The sequence below is a fragment of the Ferruginibacter albus genome, assembly GCF_020042285.1.
Taxonomy (GTDB): domain Bacteria; phylum Bacteroidota; class Bacteroidia; order Chitinophagales; family Chitinophagaceae; genus Ferruginibacter; species Ferruginibacter albus.
Map to the genome: position 1 here is coordinate 614824 of NZ_CP083388.1, position 24355 is coordinate 639178.

Below are 24355 nucleotides of genomic sequence, written 5' to 3' on the forward strand. Positions count from 1 at the left end.
AACCGGTAAGCCGAAAACGGTTATTAAAGAGTAGGCACAAAACAACTATTATGAAAAAGATTCTTATTACATTATTTGTTGCAACAGCATTATTAAGCTTGGCATCCTGCAAAAAAGAAGATACGGGAGGAAGCCCAGGAGGAGGAGGAGATACAGGGACCGGAATGTTTTGGTCTAACCAATATGGTAGCCCTATCCAGGTTTCTGTTGATGGTTATTCCGGAAGTGTAACTTCTTATTATAATCAAACAGATGCTCCTGACTGTGGCTCTTCAGGTTGTTTTAGCATAACCTTATCAAAAGGCTCACACAGTTTCACTGCTTCTGATGGTGACCACACTTGGTCAGGCAGTATTAATATTTCATCGTCCTGCAATACTATGTTGCTTCATTGGTAATAACAAATATCAAAAGCTATCTGAGAATTTTTTCCCAGATAGCTAATCTTAATCTAACAAAAACAAAAAAAATGAAACAAATATATCTGATCGGAATGCTTCTACTATTTCACTTTTTAGGAAAATCGCAGGATGTTATCATTAAAAATGATAAAAGCGAAATTAAGTGTAAGGTAACAGAAATAACAGATGATGTTATTAAATATAAAAGATGGGAATTGAAAGACGGACCGATTTACAATATTAAAAAACAAGAGGTCTTTATGATATTGTATGAAAACGGGCAAAGAGAAGTTATAAAAGCTACAGAACAGCCAACACAAACAGTGAGTTCTCCAGCACCGGTTACAACACCTACAAATAATTCGGTTGGATTGTATCAATCTATTTCAAGCAAGAATAATCGCAATTCACTTTTGGATACGGCTATAAATTATCAGGACATAAAAGTAAAATATATGCCAACTCGATTGCAATATGGTTTTAGCGATCCATCCTCTTTAAGCGTGGAAGGAGAATATCGTTTAGCAAAAAATGTGATGAATATTGGCGGAGCCTATGCGGTATATTTTCCAGATGGTTATAGCATGAGTATGTTCTCAATTTATGTGGCTCCTTATTTGGCTGTTAACAGAATGTCCGGCAAATATGAACAACAAGATCACGGTTTATTTTTATCAGGACGTATAGGGTATGGTTTTTTTTCCATAAGTGACAATTCCGGCTTCTCTGATAATTCGTCGGGTCTTTACTATGGTGCCGGACTTGATTATATTTTTCCTTCTTCAACTTTCGGACTTTCTTTTAGTGTGTACAAATACGATCAGAATGATCTTATATCTCAAGCAGGTATTTGCTGGAGTTGGTAAAACCGGAAACATTCAAGTTCAAATAATTTAATTGTATGAAAAAAAGAATTTCGTTGTGTTTGTTTCTTTTATTAAAAATGTTTTTTGGCTTTTCTCAAGACACATTGATATTGGAAGATGGAACAGAGAGATATGTAAAAATTGTAGAAGTTTCTGATGATAGTATTTCATATAAAATGACGGGTAATAAAACCGGCCCGGTTTATAGCATCGATATAGATAAAGTTTTTATGGCTGTGTATCCACATGGTAAGCGAGAAACTTTTTCTGGAGGAACCAATGCGGAGAATGTAAAAATAGCAACCCAACCTAGCAATACTGCAGCTGCAATACCCAAAACAATATCATTATCAGGCTATGGCTTTGATGCATATTTAAAAGTGTCTTCTGCAACTCCGGATAAGAAAGGAGTTTCATGTAATGCCACCATTGACGTATATAGTGGAGGAAGTTATTTTACTCAGATCTCATTTAATGCCTATCAACGTACAGATAAAAAATTAGATTTTCGAAATCTAACCGGCTCTTATTATAATAAAAGTTATGTACTAATGAATATTGTAACCGGTATGCCGTGTGATAAGTTATTGTTTCAAAAATACGAAAATGACTATGGCGTTGGTAATGGGTGGGCACTTCCTCCAAATTTTTTTTCATCACATGCAGATATTTGTTCTGTAGCAGTGTTTGATCCAACAAAAACCACCCGAAAATACTATACAGGTATCGGCACAGCTTATACATATAATTTGCTTGATTGTAACTCTATTGAAAAAGCAATATTATCCATTTCTCTTTTATGGCTTAAAATGAATTTTACAAAAGGAGATTAATTTTTCATAGAAATATATAATATTAATGAACCAGACTTCCGTCATAAAAAAGATTTTCTTAATAGGGCTTTATTTAGCAGCTCTATCCAACGTTACTTCCGCTCAAGGATTAGCGACCAATGCGAATGTAAGTTCTGTGCATCCCAACTTTAATTCTTTTACGACTTCAACCATGGCGGATAATAACGGACTTAATAAAGCCAATAGTTCAGTCAATATGAATCCCGATGGAATAGTTAATTACATTAATTCTCCCGTTCCTACAGCAATTGAAATTATTAATAAACGAACAGCAAATAGTAAATACTTTATTGATAAGAACGACGCATCCAAATTTTATATTCTTCAATCGCTTAATGCCATCCACTATAAAAAAAATGGGCAATGGCTTACGATGGATAAACGTATCTCTCCTAAAGGAAATAATATATATGAAGCCAGCTATCAACAGGAACCAATAGGCTTTGACCTGAATCGTAAAATGACGTACATAAAAACAAAGAGCGCAATCATTTACTTTAATAATTGGATCTTGAATGGAAACATCAATGGGCAAGAAACGATACTTGCATCTGCTGATTGGTCTGACTATACTATTGGGGATGATGGCATGTATATTAAAAATGTTTTTCCGGGAATTGATGCAGAGCTGCATGCTATCATTGGTGCTGTTAAAACAAATTTTATTGTTCATTCCAATAAATTCCCCCGGGCGCAACAATTAATATTTAAAGATGATTTTCAAACTACTGTTGCAGCTAAATTTGGTAACAGCTATTCAGGAGTCGATGAAGCAGATTATTTATTGAACAATGCAGCGGTATTGCATGTGGGGAAAGCGCTTGTGTATGACAAAAAAGATCCTAACCAAAATAAAAGCCTGGCATATGTAATTCGGAATAGTAGTATCGGCTTTTCAATAGAGGCAGATTATTTAAACACGCATTTAAATACCGGTGATGTTATAATTGACCCATTGGTAAGCAGTACTAATTCGACGGGGAGCTTGGTTGGTGGCGGTTCTGCCGGTAGTATATGTGATAATGTTTTACAGGTTCCTACCCCTGCAGCAGCAACAATCACAGCAATCTCGTATAGCTTTTCAGTACATGTTAATGTAGGTACAGGTATTGATGAAAACACATCTGTAAGCAGTGGTGGTTGCACAACAGGACCTTTGAGTTGCTGCACTACCTGTCCTAATGGGAATAATTGTTATAACAACGGAGTTTCGGTTGGTACATATAGTTCCGGGGCTATAGGCTTTACTGCTTTAAACTTTCTTTCATGCATGCCGGCACCTTCCTGTACTTCGCAAAATGTTCCTTTTATAGTACGCTATTGGAGTACTATTTCTTCAAATGGTTGTGATAATTCTTATGTTTCTCCCGATAACCCTTTTATAATAAAAATCGAAGGTCATACAGTAGAATTGCAAGGTATAGGTTCTTCTGCTGCTACAATTTGTAATGGACAAAGTGTAACACTTTTCTCATCAGGCATATACGGCGTTCCACCTTATACATATACATGGGATAATAATGGCGGTAATCAAAATTCTGTTATTGTTTCACCAAATGCTACCACTACTTATTCTGTTACAATAACAGATCAATGTAATAATACTGCTACGGGGCAGGTAACTACCAATGTAAATCCTGTTCCTTCCATAACAAGTGTAAGTAGCAATATGCCGGTATGTAGTGGAGATCAATTGCAATTGTCTGCATCATCGTCTGTACCCAATTCATTTTATAATTGGGTAGGCCCCAATGGATTTAATAGTGATCAGCAAGATCCGTTTATTAATAATATTTTTCTGGCAGCATCGGGTGATTATACTGTTATAGCTACCAGTAACGGCTGTTCCTCTGCGCCCGGTAAAACATCGGTTATTATAAAGCCTACGCCCGTGATAACATCAGCAACGAGCAATACTCCCTTATGTGCAGATGAAAATGGAGTAACATTGATTCTAAATGCTCAGTCATCATTACCTAATTCGTCCTATGAATGGACAGGTCCCAATGGATACACAAATAATAGCCAGTCGCCTTCAATTTTAAATGCTAACGTAAATGAAAGCGGCAACTATTCAATTGCAGCAACTCTAAATGGGTGTACATCTGTAAAACAAGATGTGAATGTAATAATAAGACCAATCCCAAAAATAACAACAGCAGGAAGCAACAGCCCAATTTGCGATACAAAGGATATTGATTTCTTTGCAACTTCATCTTTAACAGGAACTTCTTTTTCATGGAGCGGTGCCAACAATTTTTCAAGTGATATAGCATCTCCTGTAATTGCAAACGCTTCTATAAATAATGCAAAAGGAAATTATTTTATAACAGCTACAAAAGATGGTTGCGTATCTAAGACTGATACAGTGAATGTAATTATAAACCCTAATCCCGAAGTGCTGTTTTCTGTACCCTATGTTTGTAAAGGAATACAAGGGTCGTATGTGAGTGCTTCTACTATCGCAGATGGTACGTCTGCTGCGTTTAAATATTTATGGTCTTTTGATGATAATACTTCTGATACAGCCTTTGGTACCAGTAAACATACTTATTCAACAGCAGGAGTGCATAATACAGCTTTGCAAATTACAAGTAACAATGGTTGTATCTCTTCTTTATCACAACCGCTAATAATAAGCGATTATCCGGATGTACAGTTAACGTTTGATCCGGCAGTATGCAGTAATAGTATTGTAGAGATACAAAATAATTCTACATTAAATTATGGACTGATAAGCAAGTTTATTTTCTGGAAGAATGATATGGTTAATAAGGATTCTGTAATAGATGATAATCCTTTAGATAGTGAACAATATTCTTTTTCATATCCTGTTTTCGGATCGCCTTCACTTAAAGATTATACAATAAAAGCCCGGGTATATTCCGATGCCGGATGTTACTCAGATAAATTATATCCGATCCAATCATTAGCAAGCCCAAGATTGGTATTTAACCGGGTGCCTTTATTATGTTCAGCACATGCAGGAAATTATTTCTTTGATTATGCCGTAGATAGCTCTTCTCTTTTTGGCAAAGGTTATTACAGCGGTGATGGAATTGAATATTCCAATCAGATGAATGCTGCAGTAGCAGGCGTAGGCGATCATTTAATTAAATACACTTACACCTTGAGCGATGGATGTACAGATAGTGTGCAACGAAATGTAACTATCGGAGCACCCTCTATTGTTAATGCAGGTAATGAAGTTACCATACTGACAGAAGGCACTGCTTTTTTAAGAGCAGATGTTTCAGGCGGTTCTTCATGGACCTATTTATGGACACCTGCTACAGGATTATCTAATGATACCATTGCAAATCCCTTGGCGATTACTAATGATGACACACGTTACATGGTTACTGTTACGAATGAATTTTCTTGTGTTAGTGCTGCTTATGTACGTGTAAAGGTTACCGACAGGTTGTTTATTCCCAATGCATTCACACCTAACGGCGATGGTATAAACGATACCTGGCAGATCGATTACCTGAAAAGTTATCCTGATTGCGATGTAAGTGTTTTTAACCGGTATGGTCAGCTGATATACCGTTCAACGGGCTATAACACTCCGTGGGATGGGAAATGCCGGGGAACTGATATTCCGGTAGGGGTTTATTACTATATCATTAATACAAAAAGAAAAAAAGGAATAGTAAGTGGTTCACTTACCATATTACGATAAGTAAATATTATTTTATGCATGTCTTATCCATTATAAAAAAGATCTTTAAAGCTTGTCTGGCTATAGTATTGATACTGCCTGTTTCAAGTTTTGCTCAACAACGACCTTATTATACGCAATACATCCTAAATAATTTTATCATTAATCCGGCAGTGGCAGGCATTGATAATTATACCGATGTAAAATTGAGTTGCCGCAATCAATGGGTGGGATTGGAAGGAGCTCCTGTTACCGCTTACCTGACCATACAAGCGCCTTTGCAAAAAAGTGTATATGATGAAAGGGAAGATGCAACCAGTTATGGTATTGATGGAGAAAATCCATTAGGAAAGCCCTATTGGTTCAATTATAAAGCAGCGCCGTCACACCAGGGAATTGGTTTAACAATAATCAGTGATGAAACAGGGCCGCTTACACATTTCGATGCCTTTGCAAGCTTCTCTCATCACCAGCCGATATCAGCTAAAACTACTTTAGCAATGGGGCTTAGTGCGGGCTTACACCAGGTAAGTTTAGATGCAGATAAGTTAAATCTTTATACCAGTTCAGATCCTGCAGTTAATGCAAATGGACAATTAACGCAAATGAAACCCGATTTTGCTGCGGGTTTATTGTTGTACAATAAAAATTATTTCATCGGACTTTCGGTACAGCAGATCCTTTCTTCCCAACTCAGTTTTTCAGATAATATCATTCAATCTTCATCAGGAAAATTAGTGCCTCATTATTTTTTGGATCTGGGATATCGTTTTTATATCACGAATGATGTAAGTTTTTTGCCATCAGCAATGGTGCGCTATGTTAGTCCTTTGCCTTTTAGTATTGATTTGAACGGGAAAATTCAATATAAGCAATTGTTATGGCTGGGAGCTACTTATCGTTCCGAGGAAGGATTTGCAGCAATGGCAGGTATTAGTATAGGCAATGCCGTTAGTATAGGATATTCATATGATAAAACAATGTCTGACCTGAACCTCGTAAGCAATGGAACACATGAAATAGTTATAGGCTTCCTATTGGGAAATCATTATGGAAGCACTTGCCCTAGAAATGTTTGGTAAAACATAAAGTATGAAATACATAATTACTTTGTTCATCGGGTTATGGTCTCATTGTGCATTTGCACAATCGTGGGAATATGTTGGATCGCCTGGTTTTTCGGCAGGGAAGCCGGTTTACAATACTTCTATGGTTTTTGACAAGAATGGAATTCCTTTCATAGCATTCCAGGATGCGGGCAATAATAATGCAGCAACTGTGATGAAGTTCAATGGTATTAATTGGGTTACAGTTGGTAATGCAGGTTTTTCAGAACCTAATATAGGATTGATCTCATTGGCTATTAATAAAGCAGGTATTCCATATGTGCTTTATTCTTCTTCCCCTAATGGAAACGCAACCGTAATGAAATTGAGTGGCAATACCTGGATTGCAGTGGGTAATATACAATTTTCGGGAAGCAGTGCTTTTTCGCCGTCCATTGCAATAGACAATAATAATGTGCCCTATGTGGCTTATGAGGATTATGATAATAGTGATAAAGCAACCGTTATGAAATTCAATGGAACAGACTGGGTGGCTGTTGGCAAAGTAGGTTTTACACCAAATGCTGTGCAAACTATATCATTGGCATTTGATAAAAGCAATACTCCTTATATAGGTTTTCAAGATGGTGCAGGAGGACGGGCATCTGTAATGAAATTTACCGGCTCTGCCTGGGTGTATGTAGGTAATCAATGGTTCTCATCAACAGTGGCAAGGTATGTGTCATTTGTAATTGATAAAAACGATGAGCTGTATGTTGGGTTTGCTTCGGGAGATGTCGGCTTATCTATACCAACACTAATGAAATTCAATGGAACCTCGTGGATATATGTGGGTGGATATTTTGATGGAGCAAACTATGACTTTGATCCTACGCTTGCAGTAGACAATAATGGAATTCCATACTTCGCATTTATGGATGACAACACAGAAAATAATTCCGCTTCTGTGATACAATTTGATGGAAACAGTTGGGTGCCGGTAGGTGATGCGGGTTTTTCAAAGGGCTTCATTGGTTATTCACAAGATGTAGATCGTTCTTCTCTTTCAATAGCAATAAATGATGCCGGAATTCCTTATGTGGCGTATGCCGATTACTTTAATAATGCGAACGGAAAACTTAGCGTGATGAGATTTTCTCAATCACCTGCTGAAGTTCAGCTTTGTCCTTCTACAACAAGTACCACACTAACAGCAGGCATTATTGGAACTGCTTTTCAATGGCAAGTAAATACAGGCTCCGGATTTCAAAATATTGCCGATGGCAATAATTATAATGGAGCAACTACAGCATCACTTCAATTAAATAATATTTCAACCAATTGGTATGGGTATCAATATAAGTGCATTGTAGATGGTAAGAATAGTGATGTATTTATATTAAAGTTTTCAGACAAATGGATCGGTAGTATCAATTCGGCCTGGGAGAATACACAAAACTGGGGTTGCGGAATTATTCCTGATAGTAACACTGATGTCATCATTAATGGCGGCAATGTGGTATTGAGCACTAATGCAATTATAAGAAGCATAACCATCAAATCTGGCGCAACAGTTACACTTGATCCTGCTGTTAAATTAACAATATTACATTAATGAGATAACTATATACACAATAGAAAACAATCAGGAGTAATAACGCTTAAAAATTTATATCATGATACAGAAAAAAACTAAGCTGACATTGATCTTACTATTTACTTCAATTCTTTGCTTACACCTTTTAACCCGGTGCAGTAAAGACGCAGGTTCAACTTTTAGTGTATCCGGTACCGTATTAAATGAAGCCGGAACAGGAATAGCAAATGCTACTGTTAAAATTTCAGGAGAGACGGTACAAACGGGCAATGATGGAAGCTTTAAAATCTCAGGACTCTCTCATGCAGATATATATAAAGTAGAAGTAAATGCAGATGGATTTTTCACCGGGTATAAAAATGTAGATAATGTTGATGGTACTGATCTTTTTACAGAAATTAAGTTGTTGACAAAAAATGACCTTGGAACGATAATGCCCTCAGGAGGGCAAGCCGGCAATAAAGGATTGAGAGTGATAGCTCCCGCAGGGGCTTTTAAAAGTAATGATGGGCAAGTATATAATGGTAAAGTATATGTTGCTGCAAGATATGTTCAGGGTAATGATGTAAATCTTTCTGATCTAATGCCTGGCGGCGATTTTATGGCAAATGATGAAAACGGAAATGAAGGGGCAATGCTCAGTTATGGCTTTGTAGCAACAGAATTTAAAGATGAAAATGGCAATAAGTTAGTTGCATCGCCGGATGTAAAAGTTGGAGTAACAATTCCTGCAGGTGTTAACGATCCGGTTAGTAATGGAGCTAAATCCTGGGGTTATGATAGCCAGTTAGGTAAATGGACGAATGGTACCGGTATTACACAAACCAATGATGAATATTTTTATCCGGCTACTACGCTTTTTCAAAATATAGACAAGTGCACGCTTGATTTTGGAACGATAGAAGGACAAGTGCTTTGTACAGATAATAAACCTGTGCCTAATATAACGGTAAGAATAAAATCTACTAATTATAATAATGAGTATGTGGTTAAAACAAATGCAAATGGAAAGTATAGAGTTAAAGTAGCAGTAAAAGATGGTGCTGTTATTTTTAACTATAAAGTTTCTGCAGGCGGCAGCATAGTAGATGTAAATAATATACCGGTAAAAGGTAGTGCTACAGCACCGATAATAGTTACAGCAGATTGTAATGCAGGAGCGGGCGATAATGGATTAGGAAATTTTACTGTCGATGGAAACAACTTTTCAGGCCCGTGTTCTTCTACTCCCGATGTAAGTGCCTGTAGTGGCATTGATGTAGGTATCTTCACCATATCAGGCAGTTCATTTATTATTTACAATATGCCGCAAGCTTCATCAGGTAGTTTTTCTTTTACGGATGCATATCAATCTGTAGGTGGCTGCGACTTATATGGATTAACTACTTTAAGTACTGGCCCGGTACAATATGGAACAAAAAACGGAACGGTTACTAAAACCGGCGTCCGAAGCTTTACATTCTCCTGTACAGTGTATGATCCTTTAACAGATGCTACATACAATGCCGGTGGTAGCGGTACTTATTAGCTGATAGGATAAAACAATTATTAAGCAAAGAACTCTTTTGTTATGCCACATAGAATTTTCTATGTGGTTTATTTTTTAAAACCGGGTGGTTATTTCAATATTATCTTTGATGTTCTTTTATGAACAAACAAAGACTGATCATTATCGGAGGTGGAGCTGCCGGTTTTTTTTGTGCTGTAAATGCAGCACGATTAAATCCGGCGTTGCAGGTAACCATTATTGAAAAAACAAATAAGCTGTTAAGCAAAGTAAAAGTAAGCGGAGGCGGTAGGTGTAATGTTACACACAACTGCTTCAGCATTGCAGAGATGATCAAAAAATATCCAAGGGGTGCAGGCTTCTTAAAAAAAGCATTTCATCACTTTTTTACTACAGACACAATTGTATGGTTTAAACAAAGGGGTGTGGAGCTAAAAGCGGAAGCTGATGGAAGAATGTTTCCTGTTACGGATTCATCACAAACAATTATTGATTGCCTGATAAAAGAAGTCAATAAATATAACATAGAGATTTTAATGAATAGCGAGGTAAAGGAATTAAAAAGAATGGATGAACAATGGAATATTGAACTCTCAAATTCCCGGCTACAGACTGCCGAATACCTTTGTGTAGCCAGCGGCGGTTATCCGAAATCAGTACAATTTGAATGGCTACAGAAGGTGGGACATGCTATTGAATCACCGGTTCCCTCTCTCTTTACGTTTAACATGCCGGGTAATGCAATTACAGCATTAATGGGGGTTTCAGTAGAAAATGCTTCAATAAAAATTATGGGTACCAAATTATCGGAGCAGGGGCCATTATTAATAACACATTGGGGAATGAGCGGTCCGGCAGTTTTAAAATTATCTGCCTGGGGTGCACGTGAATTGCAAAGCAAAGAATATAAATTTCAAATTGCTGTAAATTGGGTTCCTTCTTTTAATGAAAATACATTGCGTGAAAAATTACAGCAGCTTCGTTTTGATATTGCTTCACAAAAGATCATTAACAGAAATCCATTTTCATTACCACAGCGTTTGTGGGAATATCTATTACAACAGTGTGACATAAACGAAAATACGCGTTGGGCAGATCTGCCTGCCAAAGAACAAAACAAGCTGATCAAAATTTTATGTGTACAGGAATTTGAAGTAAAAGGAAAAACGACATTCAAAGAGGAATTTGTTACAGCAGGGGGAATCTCATTAAATGAGATTGATCATAATACCATGCAAAGTAAAATTGTACCGAATTTATTTTTTGCCGGGGAGGTATTAGACATAGATGGAATAACCGGTGGGTTTAACTTTCAAAATGCATGGACAACAGGTTTTATTGCCGCTAAAGCTATTGCAAATAGTTAAAGCTATTTCTCCATCCAATCTTTTTCTTTAGGTGATCCAATGGCAAGTGATAAGGCGGTAGCAAAAACCATTAGTAATTGTATGATCAGGCTGTAACCAGTATTCTCATTAAACCAAAACAGCCATTGATTTTTTACTCCAAAGAAATTGGCAGAAAGCAATAAAAAAGACAGTACACAAACCAAGCTGCCAATAAACAGAAAAAGCGATGCTATAACTTTTGAAGAAATACTTTTTGCTTTTTTTATTTTAGTGAACAAAAAATAATCTGCTGCAAAAAATATAAGATAAGGCGTAATGGTTACGCAGTATTGAAAAATATTATCAGATAGTCTATTATTGAAAAGCGCTATGGAAAGTAGCTTAAAAACTAAAATAACCAATGCTATAGAAACAATAAAGCCGAACACAATACCCATCAATAGCATGGTTAAGCCTAAATACTTACTGAAGTTGTTCATAACTGGTGCAAGGTACGATGAGTTTCACACAAAGAAACAATGCCAGCAAAGTAAACAGTGTTGTTCCGCAGCTTTTTGCCTGCTGTTTGCTACCCGAAATCTACGCTTAGATAAAAGCTGAATAAAATATGCTGTACAAGCGAGTGACACAACAATGCTAAATAACAGCACTGGTGTTAAGTACATAAAAAAAGAGGTCATCATTGATGACCTCTTCGTATAAGACGATTAATAATTATTCGCTTTTTGCTTCGTCAGATGATGCAGCAGCATTGCCATCCATCTTTGCTTTCAAGTCAGCAAGAACACCTAAGTCACCCAACGTTGTTTTTTCAACTTTGCTTTGTAAAGCTTTTACAGCTTTTTTGGTTACTTCAGCTTCTGCTTTCTTTTCTTTGATCACTGCTTGCTTTTCTTCTTCAACAACTTTTTCCCAAATACGGGTGTGGCTTAACACGATGCGTTTGTCGTTACGATCAAATTCAATTACCATGAATTGAGCCGTTTCATCAGCACCGATGGTTTTACCATCTTCTTTCGCCAAATGACGGTTAGGAGCAAATCCTTCCAAGCCGTAAGGCAATTGAACTACAGCGCCTCTGTCATCTTTTTTAGTAACAGTGCCTTCGTGTATGCTGCCCACAGGGAAAGTTGATTCCAATGAATTCCATGGATCTTCTTCAATTTGTTTATGACCTAACTGCAATTTGCGGCCTTCTTTATCAATGTTCATAATAATAACATCGATGTTCTGACCAACTTTAGTGTATTCGTTAGGGTTATTGAAGCGTTTTAACCAGCTAAGATCGCTGATGTGGATCATACCGCCGATACCGGTAGCCAATTCAACAAATACGCCATAAGGAGTAATGTTTTTAACTACGCCGCTGTGTTTGCTTCCTTCCGGGAATTTAGTATCGATATCGCTCCATGGGTCGTTTGTCAATTGTTTAATAGACAAGCTCATTTTGCGGGCATCTTTATCCAATGTAACTACTTTAGCTTCATATTCATCACCTAGTTTAAAGAATTCTTTAGCGTTGATAGGAGTGTTAGCCCATGTAATTTCACTTACGTGAACCAAACCTTCCACACCTGGCATGATTTCAAGGAAAGCACCGTAATCTTCGATGTTCACTACCTTACCTTTTACTACTTCGCCTTCTTTAATTGATTCAGATAATGTATCCCAAGGATGAGGAGTTAATTGTTTCAAACCAAGACTGATACGTTTTTTGTCATCATCAAAATCCAATACCACAACGTTCAGTTTTTGATCCATTTTCAATACTTCTGAAGGATGGTTGATACGTCCCCATGAAATATCGGTAATGTATAATAAACCGTCTAAGCCGCCAAGGTCAAGGAATGCACCAAAGTCAGTAATGTTTTTGATCGTTCCTTCCAATACCTGACCTTTTTCCAATTTACCGATGATCTGAGCTCTTTGAGCTTCAATATCACTTTCGATAAGTGCTTTATGAGATACAACAGCATTCTTAATGGCTTCATTGATCTTAACCACTTTAAATTCCATTGTTTTACCAACGAATTGGTCGTAGTCAGTAACAGGCTTAACGTCAATTTGCGAACCCGGTAAGAATGTTTCCATTCCAAACACGTCCACGATCAAGCCGCCTTTTGTTTTGCTGGTAACCAACCCTGTAACAATTTCGCCGGTTTTGTGCAGCTCCACAATTCTTTCCCAGGCTCTTGTTGTACGAGCTTGTTTACGGCTCAGGTGAAGATTTCCGTTGCGGTCTTCTTTTTCAACTACCATAACTTCAATCAGGTCGCCTACTTTAATTCCGCCGGCAACATCTCTGAATTCGTTCAACGAGATCAAACCATCACTTTTAAAACCAATGTTTACAACAGCATCAGTTTTAGTGATCGCTTCAATAGTAGCTTGTACCATTTCGCCATCATTGATCTGTTTAAAAGTACCATCATACACCGCATCATACTTAGCTTTTTCATCATTGTTGTAGCTAGATACGTTACGTTTGTCAACGCTCCAATCAAAATCGTCGTGAGCAGTTTCCACTACAGGTGAATTTGTTGTCGCAGTAGTCTCAGCGGTCGGTGCTGCTGAACTCTCCTGTGCATCTGCGTTTAGTTGTTTGTTAATGAAATTCATAATAATATCCCGGTTTTTTAACGGGAGTGCAAAGTTACACAAAAAATTGTGGATTTTATAGCCTGAAAAGCAGATTTTTCAGGCGTTTTAGAGGGTTTTTACAGCAAAAAATGAAAATTTTGGAACAGACAGCAGTTTTTCATGGCAACATCGTTGTGTCACTCCCTTTTACGGCATAACATTTTTAAGCTTTCATTGTAGCGGGTTATAGTCCTTTATTCTATCGGTCATGAGAGCAGAATACTTTAAATGTTACAAGTCTAAAACTACATTTTCAGATCAAACCGTTTGTAAGAGCAGGTCATTAAAATTCTGCAAAGAAGATATCTTCAGATCTGCAGCACTCCATTTAGCATCGGTTAATTGTGCGTGTGCCGGAATAACTACACATTTCATTCTTGCTGCTTTAACGGCGATCATACCATTAAAGGAATCTTCAAAACAAATACATTCTTCCGGTTGCGAACCCAATGCTTCTGCGCAATTTAAATACACTTGCGGGTGTGGCTTACCGTAAGCAAGATCTTCTGCCGAATAAATAGCATTAAAATATTCTCCTATTTTTAAATGATTCATCACAACATCAATAACTGTTTGCGGCGAAGAAGTAGCCAGTCCAATCTTAAATTTACGGGAGATAAAGAAGTTGAGAATATGCGCTAATCCCGGCATTGGCTTGCCTTTAGTGATGATCTTTTCTGATACTTTTTGAATGATGCCGATGCGGGCTTCATCAGCATATTGCATAGAGATGTTATGTGCCGCAAACCACCATTGCACAAATTCTTTGGTACGCAAACCGGTGGTAATGGCATATTGTTCGTCGGTTACGGTTATATCATAACGTTTAAAAACTTCTGTGGCTGCTTCATTCCATAAAGGTTCGGAATCGATTAACAAGCCATCCATGTCGAAAATAACAGTGTTTAGTTTCATGCATGCAAAGATAAAAGAGGCATATTACTTTACTGCAAATACGACCTTTACTTTATAAACAAGTTTTATTTTTTTAAAATCAATAGAGGGAATATTGTCTACAATTTTCTCTTCCATGAGAATGCCATCTTTAGCTTGTCTATAATTTATTGCATTTTGATTTACGGAACTGTTTTCAGGTTCACCCGGCTCTTCAATTGTAATAGCTTCTCCAACTTTTTCATTAATCGCATCAGTAAGATAAATTGCTTTTTCTTTTGCAGCTTTTATTGCTTGAATTTTTAGTTGTTTCCTAAATTCCGATATTTTACTGTGGGAGGTCTTAAATACTCTAAAGTTAGTAGTAGCCTCATCATCTAAAATGGCAACCAAAGCATCCATTTTTTTTGAACCTTTAAATTTTATCTGATAAGAAATTGTTGAGTATAGATCCGGATCTTTTTTTCTTTTCTTCCAAAACCATGCTGCATAATTTGTTCCTGAGTAAGAGGCTATGCTAATGGCTGAATCCTCAATATCGACACTTTTACATTTATCTAAAAAATCGGCTTTTATTTTTTCAAGTTCAACTTTCTCTTCTCCTTTCTTTTTGTATTCTCTTAAATCAATTTGAACATAAATCTCATCCGGAACAATTTCCATATCGGCAGAACCCGAAACAGTAATTGTTTTAGGATAGGGGTTGCAGGTAGGTTGTGCTTGAGCAAAAACATATATGGAGCTTAAAAGCAAAGTCAGCATTGATAAGAATGTTTTCATAATTTTATGTTTATTTACGGCAAAGTATAAATTAAAAAAGAAAACAAATACATTTACGTAAGTTAAAAAATCATAAAAATTCTTTTCATGCCTGATTGGTTGCAACGAATAAAAGAAACGAGGTTTTTTAAAACTATTTTATACATCATCATCGGGATGTTTTCTTATCCCGGTATCAATATTATCAACAAGCTTACAATAAAAGGAACAGAAAATCTGGAAAACCTTCCTAAGAAAAATGTGTTGTTCGTAAGCAATCATCAAACCTATTTTGCAGACGTAATTACATTCATACACATTTTCTGTGCAGTAAGCTGGCGTAAGAGAAATAAACTGGGAGTGCCTTATTATCTGCTTTGGCCGTTTACACGGGTTAAATATGTGGCTGCCGAAGAAACCATGCGGAAGAATTGGCTGAGTAAACTGTTTACTATGGCAGGCGCTATAACGGTAAAGCGTACCTGGGTAAAAGATGGCAAAGAAGTAAGAAGAAATTTAGACCCAAGCGATACAAGAAATATAGAACGGGCATTAAAAGATAATTGGATCATTACATTTCCTCAAGGCACTACCAAACCATTTGCTCCGGGAAGAAAAGGAACAGCATTTATCATTAAACACAGTCGCCCAATTGTAATTCCTGTTGTTATCAGCGGCTTTTGGCGGGCATTCAATAAAAAAGGATTGAAGTTTAAAAAGAAAGGAACTTTGTTGTCTGTTACGTTTAAGCCACCGATGGTTATTAATTATGATGATACCACCGAAAATATTTTAGCACAGGTAATGGATGCAATTGAACAAAGTAAAGAGTACATGCTGAAAGGCCGCCATCATCACGCTACTGCAAATATTTAGCAAATTAAATTTACTTGTTGCTTCATGGGCTTCTTGCCTGTCTGCCTTAATCTTTACTTCCGATAAATAAAGCTCTCAACTCTTCTGCATCCTGGGGTTTCATTTTGCCCCCTAATATCAAACGCAATTGTCTTCTTCTTAACGCACCTTCGTACAATCTTTTTTCATCTTCTGTTTCCGGTATAATTTGATGTGCAATAGCCGCCGGTTTGCCCGTAGGATTTAAAGCTACAAAGGTGTAATACGCTTCATTGCTTTTATATTTTTGTTGCATCAATGAATCTTCACCCCATACCTTTAAATGTACTTCCATGCTGCTGGTGAATGCCCGGGTTACTTTTGCTTCTATATGAACAACATTGCCGATTTTAATCGGGTTTTCAAAAGAAATATTATCTACAGATGCAGTAACTACGGGTGCCCCACAATGCTTGGTAGCAGCCAATGCAGCAGCAATGTCCATCCAATACATTAATCGACCGCCCATTAAATTATTGAAAAGATTGGTATCATTCGGTAATACCAATTCTGTCATTATTATTAAAGAATCTCCTGGCTTTTTATCCATAAAAATATTTATGTAAAGATACTGAAAGCATATAGGCATCTGTTATTAAAAAAGAATTTTAGTAGATTTAGTAAATGATTTCTTTCGACAATACCGAATATGCTTTTGCCGGCAAATCAAAAATGGAATTAAAGAAAACATATTTTCTTTTTTCTATCATGAATATTCCATGGCTGATCAAGTTAGGGTTGAAGATCACTCCGCTTGCTATCAAGAATAAATTTCCTTTCATCAAGCCAACCATAAGAAACACCATCTTTCACCAATTTGTTGGAGGTGAAACATTAGAGCAAACAGCAAAAGTTGCTAATAAGCTACAGCAATATAATGTGCAGGTTATTTTAGATTATGGTGCAGAAGGAGGGCAGGACGGCGAACAAGGTTTTGATTTTGCAATGGATGAATTTATTCGTGTAATTAATTATGCGGCCACGCAAAAAAATATTCCATTCATGAGTATTAAAATAACAGCATTGGCACGCTTTGATTTGCTGGAAAAGATGGATGCAATGATGAATGATGATGAGGAAGGTTTATTCAAACGTTACGCTAAAGCTATCCAAAATTTGACTACTGATGAACAGGAAGAATGGGACAAAGTATGTGTGCGGGTATTGCTTATTTGTGAAGCCGCACAAAAAAACAATATTGGAGTTTTAATAGATGCCGAAGAAACCTGGATCCAGGATCCGGTAGATGCTTTAGCAGAAATAATGATGGAAAAATTCAATCAACAAAAACCGGTTGTTTATAATACGGTTCAATTATATCGGCATGATAGATTACAGTTTTTAAAAGATTCATTTGAAACAGCAACGATAAAAAATTTTGTACTGGCGGTCAAATTAGTTCGTGGCGCTTATATGGAAAAAGAACGTAAACGGGCAGACGAAAATCAGTATCCATCACCTATTCAGCCGGATAAATCATCTACAGATAAAGATTATAATGCTGCTATTGATTTTTGTTTTGGGAATATAGACAATGTCTCTTTTATCGTTGCATCGCACAATGAACAAAGTTGTATGCTGGCAGCGGAAATAGCAGAGAAAAAGACTATTGCAGCAGATCATCCACACCTCCATTTTTCTCAGCTGTATGGAATGAGTGATAACATAAGTTTTAACCTGGCAAAAGCAGGATTTAATGTAAGCAAGTACATTCCTTTTGGTCCAATTAAAGATGTAATTCCTTATTTAATGAGAAGAGCGCAGGAAAACTCCAGTGTTGGCGGACAATCAGGACGAGAGCTAAGTTTGATCGAAAAAGAATTAAAAAGAAGGAAAATAGGATAATAAGCAATAAACATCTTTGAAAAAATAAAATAAGGCTTTACATTGGTATAAAATTTTGCAATATGGAAGAAAATAAATCAAAGTTACCGGGCAATTTAAATGCACTAACCATTTTGACTTTTATAGGATGTGCTGTAGGATTAATATTTACTCTTGCTACGCCTTATCTTATGAAATTTTCTTTGAACATGATGAACAAAGCAATGGAGAATCCTGACAACGTTAACGCCAAACAAATGGCTCAAATGCAGGAAGCAAGACCGGCAATGGAAGCAGTAATGAATAATTCCACATCAATAATAATTGTTGGAATTATAGGAATTGCGTTATGCTTTATTGGCGCATTAAACATGCGTAAGCTTAAAAAAGACGGTTTTATTTTTTACGTACTGGGTCAAATAATACCTCTTGTCGGTAGTTATATCATATTAGGCAAATATGCGTTTTCTGATTGGAAAAGTTTTATAGGAATATTGATTCCTATTGTATTCATCGTTCTTTATGCTAATCACCGGAAGTATATGGTAAATTAAATTACCAGGCTTTTGAAATAATGCCGTTCAGGCTTTTTACAAAATACAAATGCTTATTCTCAAAGTAATCGGGCTGAGTGCTTTCTTTGTTTAATTCGATCGGGCGGAAATTAAAATCAGAAAAAACTTTGTACGTATTGTCATTTAAATGTTGCATCAAATCATCAGGATGCAATAGTAAAAGCTTGGTAAAAAGGTAGGTTGCTTCAAACCCTTTAAATGACATGTCGCTTGGTCTTCCTTTATACCGTTCAGCATAAGCGCCGGTTAGTATTTTACTGTAATCATCCCATTTATTATTAAAATAAGGAGAGGTGTAATAAACAGGGAAATCTTTCAGATCTTTCTTTGCCAGCACTTTAAAACCATCCCAATTCGGCATCCCGATCAATGTAATAGGATAGGTTTGATTCAATTCATTGCAGGCGTACATCAAACTGGAACAAAATGTTTCATCCAGACTACCACCAATAATAACTGTGTGTCGGTTGCTGTCCAATTTTTGTTTTAATATATCCGAGCTTAGTTCGTTGTCGTACACCAGTGTTTGAATATTCAACAATGGTTTACCATCCTGCTCATTTATTTTTTTTATATAGCCTGCGATCCTGTCTTCCTGTGTGCCTTTTTTGCGAACAAGAAATAGCTTATCGGTACCATGATTTTGTAATAGATAGCTAAAGATCGCTTCGCAATGTGATTTTAATGTAGAGTTTACAATTACTAAGTAAGGATTGTCTGTAATACCGCCATCATTGGGATAAGTAACGGAAATAAACGGAATGTGTTTTTGTGACGCAAATGCTGCCAACTCTTTATATTCTTCGTCTTTAACAGAACCTATAATTAAATTCAGTGCATCTAATTTTTTATTCTTTATTAGTTCGGAAACAGGGTCGCTATAAGATTTTGAATCGTAAACAGCAGCATTAACAGTAGCGCCGTTTATATCCATTGAATCCAAGGCTATTTCAGCACCCTGTACAAAGTCCAATCCCGGTATAATAAACTTGGGAATGCCTTGTTTATACAAAAACGTTTGATTGTTAAAAACAGAATCTAAATAAAGCGGCGCAAAAATTCCAACATGATAAGTCTTTGAATTAGTCTGGGCAATTAGTGTATGACTAATCGTTAGTAATAAAACAATCGCTAAACAAACTCTTCTTATCATATTATTCGCTTCAATAAAAGTTCAATAGTAGTAATGCTGATGAACGTAATGTGACACAACAATGTTTAATAGTAATACTTATGTCTGATGCATAATAAACACAATTGTTATTACTAATTATTCATTATTAATTAAGATTACTCCCATTCAATGGTTGCCGGCGGTTTGCTGCTTATATCATACACCACACGATTAATGCCTCGTACATTATTGATTATCTCGTTTGATATATCAGCTAAAAAATCATAAGGTAAATGCGCCCAATCAGCCGTCATTCCATCAACGGATGTAACCGCTCTTAGTGCTACTGTATATTCATACGTTCTTTCATCACCCATTACGCCAACACTTTTTACCGGCAACAAAATAGTACCTGCCTGCCATACTTCTGAATATAAATTCGCTTTTTTCAAGCCATTAATATAAATATCATCAGCATCCTGCAACAACCGTACCTTTTCTTCTGTAATCTCTCCTAAAATTCTAATGGCTAATCCCGGACCGGGAAAAGGATGACGGAAGATGAGATCCGGTGGAATTCCTAATTCCAATCCAACACGACGAACTTCATCTTTGAATAAATAACGCAAAGGCTCTACCAGGCCTAATTTCATTTTTTCAGGTAAACCACCTACGTTGTGATGAGATTTGATTGTTACAGAAGGTCCATGCACTGAAACAGACTCGATTACATCAGGATAAATAGTACCCTGACCTAGCATCTCAATGCCTGTTAATTGCTTTGCTTCTTCATCAAAAATTTCTATAAAGCCGCCGCCGATAATTTTTCTTTTTTCTTCAGGATCAGTTTTCCATTTCAACTTATTGTAAAAATGTTCTTTGGCATCTACACCTTTTACATTTAATCCAAGATGTTTGTAAGTTTCTAATACTTGTCCAAATTCATTTTTACGTAATACGCCGTTATCAACAAAAATTCCAAACAGGTTTTTGCCAATCGCTTTGTTGATCAATGTTGCAGCAACAGTGCTATCCACGCCACCGCTTAATGCCATGATCACTTTTTTATCACCTATCTGTTGCTTTAATGCTTCTACTGTTTCGGTAATAAAATGTGCCGGGGTCCAGTCCTGGTGGCATCCGCAAATATTTACTAAAAAGTTCCTGATGATTTTTTTGCCTTCGGCAGAATGATATACTTCCGGATGAAACTGTAATCCATATAAAGGATTGCCTTGTTCACTGTTACGCATAAACGCAGCAACAGGAATGCTATCGGTAGTTCCCAGCAATTCAAATCCTGCAGGTAATTCTTTAATAGTATCGCTGTGGCTCATCCACACTTGAGATGTTGTGGAAATGTTTTGCAGTAGTGCATCTTCTTTCTGTAATTGTAAAATCGCTCGACCGTATTCACGTTTAGCACTTTTATCTACTCTTCCGCCAAATAATTTGGCAGTTAATTGAGCACCGTAACAAACACCTAAAACAGGTAATTTATCAGCCATTGACTTCACATCAACAGTTGGAGCTTTATCTTCATTTACTGAAAAAGGAGAACCGGAAAGAATAATACCTTTCAAGCCTTCTTCGTATTTTACTTCTTTGTGATATGGGGTTATTTCGCAATAAACATTGGCTTCACGAACCGCACGGGCTATTAACTGTGTGTATTGAGAGCCGAAATCGAGAATAAGAATTTTTTCCGTCATGGTGGTGCGAAGGTAAATAATTCGGATTTAAAAGAGGTTTATCAATTCCAATTCTTAGCCATTAAGTAATTATCTTTATTGCCATTTTAAAGTTGTGCAGAAATGACTGAAAAAGAGATCATAGAAATTATAGAAAGCAGCGAAAGTAATCACATAAAGGTTGCTGTTACTGATATCGATGGCGTGCTGCGAGGCAAAATAATTAACAAGCAGAAATTTTTTAAAGCTGTAAAAGACGGCTTCGGCTTTTGCAATGTGATTTTTGGATGGGATATAAATGATGCCTGTTATGACGAAAGTGATGTAAGCGGATGGCACACCGGTTATCCCGATTCAATTGCTACAATTGATTTAAATACATTGCGCCATGTTCCGTGGAATGAAAATATTCCTTTCTTTTTGGCTGATTTCAGCAATGCAAAAGATGTAAATGTTGCCTGTCCCAGAACATTATTAAAAAAGATAAAACAGCAGGCGGATGATGCAGGTTATGCTACATTGTTTGCAAAAGAATTTGAGTGGTTTAATTTTAAAGAAACACCCCAATCTTTATACGAAAAGAACTTTACCAACTTGCAACCACTAACACCGGGAATGTTTGGTTATTCGTTGTTGCGTACCTCTCAATACCAATCTTTTTATAACGATATATTTAATTTGTTGCGCAGGTTCCATGTGCCGTTGGAAGGGTTGCATACAGAAACCGGTCCGGGTGTATACGAAGCAGCTATTGAATATACCGATGCCTTGGAAGCAGCAGACAGAGCAGTGTTATTTAAAACTGCTGTAAAAGAAATTGCTTATCGACATGAATTAGTTGCAACATTTATGGCAAAGTGGAACAGCAGTTTACCCGGTTGCAGCGGACATATTCATCAAAATTTATTAAGCGTAAATGGTGAAGAGAATTTGTTTTACGATGAAAAAGAGAAAGATGGCATTAGTAAATTAATGCAACATTATATAGCCGGACAATTATATTGTTTGCCTTTTATTATGCCGATGTATGCACCTACTACCAATAGCTATAAGCGTTATGTAGAAGGAGCCTGGGCATCTACTTCTATTAGCTGGGCAATAGAAAACCGTACAACGGCGTTGCGTGTAATTAACCAAACACCGATGCATACACGATTGGAAACACGAGTGCCCGGTGCTGATGCCAATCCTTATTTATCTATTGCTGCAAGTTTAGCATCAGGATTGTATGGTATTAAAAATAAATTACCATTAACAATTGCTGCAACAAAAGGAAATGAGTACGAAAACACCCATTCGCAAAAATTGCCCAAAACATTGCAGGAAGCAACCACGGCAATGAAAGATTCACCTGTTGCAAAAGAATTGTTTGGAGAGGCTTTTGTAAATCATTTTATTTTAACAAGAGAGTGGGAGTGTAAGCAGGTAGTAGAAAGTGAACCCAACGCAGAATTAAAAAGATATTTTGAGATTGTCTGAACCAGGATTTAGCTGATTTTTATGATTCAACTGATTGTAATTACTAATTCATCTCAGGGAATTATTAATTATCCATTATTAATTATTAATTAAGAAGAATGTCCTTTATAGATTTTACAGCCATAGTGAAAGAAGCCTGGAATGCTTATGATGATACAAGAGAGATCATACGCATTGTAGATATCAGTGCTAAAGTTTCTACCAATTATGTTTTTAGAATAACGTTTAAAGATGAAAGCTTCATCATTGCCAAGCTCAGTTATTTTGGCAAGTTTGAACATTTTGTAGAAGATCACTCTATCATCAATGCATTGTCGAATAATTTATCGGCACCGTTTGAGAATTTTTTAGCCCGTTCATTAATGAAAGGTAATTCGTTGTATGTATATCGTTTTCAAAATGAGTTGTTGGATGCCTGGGTCGTATTCTATCGTCCGATAGAAATAAGAAAGCGTTTGCCACGTCGCTTGGATGAAGAACAGATAACCAGGCTGGGAACACAAGTGGCGCAATTTCATAAAGCCTGCTCTAACATACGTAATACATTGCCCAATTCATCTAAAACATTAAAGATGGATATTGACTCATTGTTGCGTACGCTCGACACGGATTATGGCAAATACGAATACCGTATGTTCATTGATGAAATAAAAAAGCAAACTGATCTGTTTTATGAACATCGTGAAACATTACAATCGGATACGTTTGAAAAAATTCCGGTGTTTATTGATTGGAACATCGGCAACTTTTCTATTACGTCTTCTTTTAAATTGTTCTCCCGTTGGGATTATGATTGGTTTAGAGTGAGCAGTCGCATACTGGATTTGTATTTTATGAGCCGTGTTGTGAGCGATATAGGAGATAAAACTGTTTTTAGTTATATCATCAATCCGTTAATGGAAGACAGGTTCATACTTTTCTTAAAAGCCTATCATGCCGAATATCCATTGACAAAAAATGAAGTGCTGTTTTTAAAAGAGGCATACCGGTTTTTTATATTGAATTATGTGGTAAAAGATGGAAGGCATTTCTTTCATGAGATTTTTGCGAACAAATTATTGCATGAAGCATACAAGATCTATTTGCCATCAATAGAAAAAGAATTTAAAGCAGATAAAATTTTGAAGGCGTTAAATCTTTAATTAATAGATCGTCTTCGACAGGCTCAGGCTGACAGCTCTTTGTCATGGTGAGCTTGGCG

20 protein-coding genes are annotated in these 24355 nt (G+C 36.6%); 13 read left to right on the forward strand and 7 right to left on the reverse strand.

The window, feature by feature from the left end:
- Window positions 1–50 precede the first annotated feature (50 nt).
- From K9M53_RS02855 to K9M53_RS02890, 8 genes are all read left to right on the forward strand, one after another.
- The gene (locus K9M53_RS02855) at window positions 51–398 is read left to right on the forward strand and encodes a hypothetical protein (RefSeq protein WP_224017803.1); all 348 of its coding nucleotides are present in this window, start codon (window positions 51–53) and stop codon (window positions 396–398) included.
- 71 nt (window positions 399–469) lie between these two features.
- Entirely contained in the window at window positions 470–1267 is a 798-nt protein-coding gene (locus K9M53_RS02860) for a porin family protein (protein ID WP_224017806.1), read from the forward strand.
- A 35-nt stretch (window positions 1268–1302) separates the two neighbouring features.
- The gene (locus K9M53_RS02865) at window positions 1303–2100 is read left to right on the forward strand and encodes a hypothetical protein (RefSeq protein WP_224017808.1); all 798 of its coding nucleotides are present in this window, start codon (window positions 1303–1305) and stop codon (window positions 2098–2100) included.
- 25 nt (window positions 2101–2125) lie between these two features.
- Complete coding sequence (locus K9M53_RS02870) at window positions 2126–5806, forward strand: gliding motility-associated C-terminal domain-containing protein (protein WP_224017810.1); 3681 nt, start codon at window positions 2126–2128, stop codon at window positions 5804–5806.
- A gap of 14 nt (window positions 5807–5820) precedes the next feature.
- Entirely contained in the window at window positions 5821–6867 is a 1047-nt protein-coding gene (locus K9M53_RS02875; RefSeq protein ID WP_224017812.1) for a PorP/SprF family type IX secretion system membrane protein, read from the forward strand.
- Between the two features lie 10 nt (window positions 6868–6877).
- A complete protein-coding gene (locus K9M53_RS02880; protein ID WP_224017814.1) occupies window positions 6878–8446 on the forward strand; it encodes an NHL repeat-containing protein in 1569 nt (522 codons plus the stop codon).
- Between the two features lie 61 nt (window positions 8447–8507).
- Window positions 8508–9956 carry a carboxypeptidase-like regulatory domain-containing protein gene (locus K9M53_RS02885; RefSeq protein WP_224017816.1) on the forward strand — a complete coding sequence of 483 codons (1449 nt, stop codon included), beginning with the start codon at window positions 8508–8510 and terminating at the stop codon, window positions 9954–9956.
- A 119-nt stretch (window positions 9957–10075) separates the two neighbouring features.
- Window positions 10076–11302, forward strand: a complete 1227-nt coding sequence (locus K9M53_RS02890; protein ID WP_224017818.1) for a BaiN/RdsA family NAD(P)/FAD-dependent oxidoreductase — start codon at window positions 10076–10078, stop codon at window positions 11300–11302.
- Between the two features lie 2 nt (window positions 11303–11304).
- Here the strand turns inward: K9M53_RS02890 and K9M53_RS02895 are convergent, their stop codons facing one another.
- The 4 genes from K9M53_RS02895 to K9M53_RS02910 all read right to left on the reverse strand — a co-directional run bounded on the left by K9M53_RS02895 (window position 11305) and on the right by K9M53_RS02910 (window position 15598).
- Entirely contained in the window at window positions 11305–11763 is a 459-nt protein-coding gene (locus K9M53_RS02895; RefSeq protein WP_224017820.1) for a hypothetical protein, read from the reverse strand.
- A gap of 235 nt (window positions 11764–11998) precedes the next feature.
- The gene (rpsA, locus tag K9M53_RS02900) at window positions 11999–13903 is read right to left on the reverse strand and encodes a 30S ribosomal protein S1 (RefSeq protein WP_224017822.1); all 1905 of its coding nucleotides are present in this window, start codon (window positions 13901–13903) and stop codon (window positions 11999–12001) included.
- 279 nt (window positions 13904–14182) lie between these two features.
- A complete protein-coding gene (gene hxpB / locus K9M53_RS02905) occupies window positions 14183–14839 on the reverse strand; it encodes a hexitol phosphatase HxpB (RefSeq protein WP_224017824.1) in 657 nt (218 codons plus the stop codon).
- Between the two features lie 24 nt (window positions 14840–14863).
- A complete protein-coding gene (locus K9M53_RS02910; RefSeq protein WP_224017825.1) occupies window positions 14864–15598 on the reverse strand; it encodes an SIMPL domain-containing protein in 735 nt (244 codons plus the stop codon).
- A gap of 87 nt (window positions 15599–15685) precedes the next feature.
- On the opposite strand from K9M53_RS02910, the gene K9M53_RS02915 reads away from it, so the two are divergent.
- Window positions 15686–16453, forward strand: coding sequence for a lysophospholipid acyltransferase family protein (locus K9M53_RS02915; RefSeq protein ID WP_224017826.1), 768 nt, complete (start codon window positions 15686–15688; stop codon window positions 16451–16453).
- 46 nt (window positions 16454–16499) lie between these two features.
- Here K9M53_RS02915 and K9M53_RS02920 read toward each other — a convergent pair whose 3' ends face one another.
- Complete coding sequence (locus K9M53_RS02920) at window positions 16500–17021, reverse strand: acyl-CoA thioesterase (RefSeq protein WP_224017827.1); 522 nt, start codon at window positions 17019–17021, stop codon at window positions 16500–16502.
- 74 nt (window positions 17022–17095) lie between these two features.
- Here K9M53_RS02920 and K9M53_RS02925 point away from each other — a divergent pair, with 74 nt between their 5' ends.
- Both K9M53_RS02925 and K9M53_RS02930 read left to right on the forward strand, forming a co-directional pair.
- Window positions 17096–18316, forward strand: a complete 1221-nt coding sequence (locus K9M53_RS02925; RefSeq protein WP_224017828.1) for a proline dehydrogenase family protein — start codon at window positions 17096–17098, stop codon at window positions 18314–18316.
- Between the two features lie 62 nt (window positions 18317–18378).
- Window positions 18379–18849, forward strand: a complete 471-nt coding sequence (locus tag K9M53_RS02930) for a hypothetical protein (RefSeq protein ID WP_224017829.1) — start codon at window positions 18379–18381, stop codon at window positions 18847–18849.
- A gap of 1 nt (window position 18850) precedes the next feature.
- Here K9M53_RS02930 and K9M53_RS02935 read toward each other — a convergent pair whose 3' ends face one another.
- Together K9M53_RS02935 and guaA are read right to left on the reverse strand one after the other, a co-directional pair.
- Window positions 18851–20023, reverse strand: a complete 1173-nt coding sequence (locus K9M53_RS02935; RefSeq protein WP_224017830.1) for an ABC transporter substrate-binding protein — start codon at window positions 20021–20023, stop codon at window positions 18851–18853.
- 137 nt (window positions 20024–20160) lie between these two features.
- Window positions 20161–21696, reverse strand: coding sequence for a glutamine-hydrolyzing GMP synthase (guaA, locus tag K9M53_RS02940; protein WP_224017832.1), 1536 nt, complete (start codon window positions 21694–21696; stop codon window positions 20161–20163).
- Between the two features lie 102 nt (window positions 21697–21798).
- Between guaA and K9M53_RS02945 the strand changes: the two genes are divergently transcribed.
- Both K9M53_RS02945 and K9M53_RS02950 read left to right on the forward strand, forming a co-directional pair.
- A complete protein-coding gene (locus tag K9M53_RS02945) occupies window positions 21799–23154 on the forward strand; it encodes a glutamine synthetase family protein (protein ID WP_224017834.1) in 1356 nt (451 codons plus the stop codon).
- 98 nt (window positions 23155–23252) lie between these two features.
- Entirely contained in the window at window positions 23253–24296 is a 1044-nt protein-coding gene (locus K9M53_RS02950; RefSeq protein WP_224017836.1) for an aminoglycoside phosphotransferase/kinase family protein, read from the forward strand.
- The last annotated feature ends 59 nt before the right edge of the window (window positions 24297–24355 follow it).

Excerpts from the sequence above, each read along its gene's own strand:
- K9M53_RS02855 (WP_224017803.1), top strand. The coding sequence starts at position 51 with ATGAAAAAGATTCTTATTACATTATTTGTTGCAACAGCATTATTAAGC.
- K9M53_RS02860 (WP_224017806.1), top strand. The coding sequence starts at position 470 with ATGAAACAAATATATCTGATCGGAATGCTTCTACTATTTCACTTTTTA.
- K9M53_RS02865 (WP_224017808.1), top strand. The coding sequence starts at position 1,303 with ATGAAAAAAAGAATTTCGTTGTGTTTGTTTCTTTTATTAAAAATGTTT.
- K9M53_RS02870 (WP_224017810.1), top strand. The coding sequence starts at position 2,126 with ATGAACCAGACTTCCGTCATAAAAAAGATTTTCTTAATAGGGCTTTAT.
- K9M53_RS02875 (WP_224017812.1), top strand. The coding sequence starts at position 5,821 with ATGCATGTCTTATCCATTATAAAAAAGATCTTTAAAGCTTGTCTGGCT.
- K9M53_RS02880 (WP_224017814.1), top strand. The coding sequence starts at position 6,878 with ATGAAATACATAATTACTTTGTTCATCGGGTTATGGTCTCATTGTGCA.
- K9M53_RS02885 (WP_224017816.1), top strand. The coding sequence starts at position 8,508 with ATGATACAGAAAAAAACTAAGCTGACATTGATCTTACTATTTACTTCA.
- K9M53_RS02890 (WP_224017818.1), top strand. The coding sequence starts at position 10,076 with ATGAACAAACAAAGACTGATCATTATCGGAGGTGGAGCTGCCGGTTTT.
- K9M53_RS02895 (WP_224017820.1), bottom strand. The coding sequence starts at position 11,763 with ATGAACAACTTCAGTAAGTATTTAGGCTTAACCATGCTATTGATGGGT.
- rpsA (WP_224017822.1), bottom strand. The coding sequence starts at position 13,903 with ATGAATTTCATTAACAAACAACTAAACGCAGATGCACAGGAGAGTTCA.
- hxpB (WP_224017824.1), bottom strand. The coding sequence starts at position 14,839 with ATGAAACTAAACACTGTTATTTTCGACATGGATGGCTTGTTAATCGAT.
- K9M53_RS02910 (WP_224017825.1), bottom strand. The coding sequence starts at position 15,598 with ATGAAAACATTCTTATCAATGCTGACTTTGCTTTTAAGCTCCATATAT.
- K9M53_RS02915 (WP_224017826.1), top strand. The coding sequence starts at position 15,686 with ATGCCTGATTGGTTGCAACGAATAAAAGAAACGAGGTTTTTTAAAACT.
- K9M53_RS02920 (WP_224017827.1), bottom strand. The coding sequence starts at position 17,021 with ATGGATAAAAAGCCAGGAGATTCTTTAATAATAATGACAGAATTGGTA.
- K9M53_RS02925 (WP_224017828.1), top strand. The coding sequence starts at position 17,096 with ATGATTTCTTTCGACAATACCGAATATGCTTTTGCCGGCAAATCAAAA.
- K9M53_RS02930 (WP_224017829.1), top strand. The coding sequence starts at position 18,379 with ATGGAAGAAAATAAATCAAAGTTACCGGGCAATTTAAATGCACTAACC.
- K9M53_RS02935 (WP_224017830.1), bottom strand. The coding sequence starts at position 20,023 with ATGATAAGAAGAGTTTGTTTAGCGATTGTTTTATTACTAACGATTAGT.
- guaA (WP_224017832.1), bottom strand. The coding sequence starts at position 21,696 with ATGACGGAAAAAATTCTTATTCTCGATTTCGGCTCTCAATACACACAG.
- K9M53_RS02945 (WP_224017834.1), top strand. The coding sequence starts at position 21,799 with ATGACTGAAAAAGAGATCATAGAAATTATAGAAAGCAGCGAAAGTAAT.
- K9M53_RS02950 (WP_224017836.1), top strand. The coding sequence starts at position 23,253 with ATGTCCTTTATAGATTTTACAGCCATAGTGAAAGAAGCCTGGAATGCT.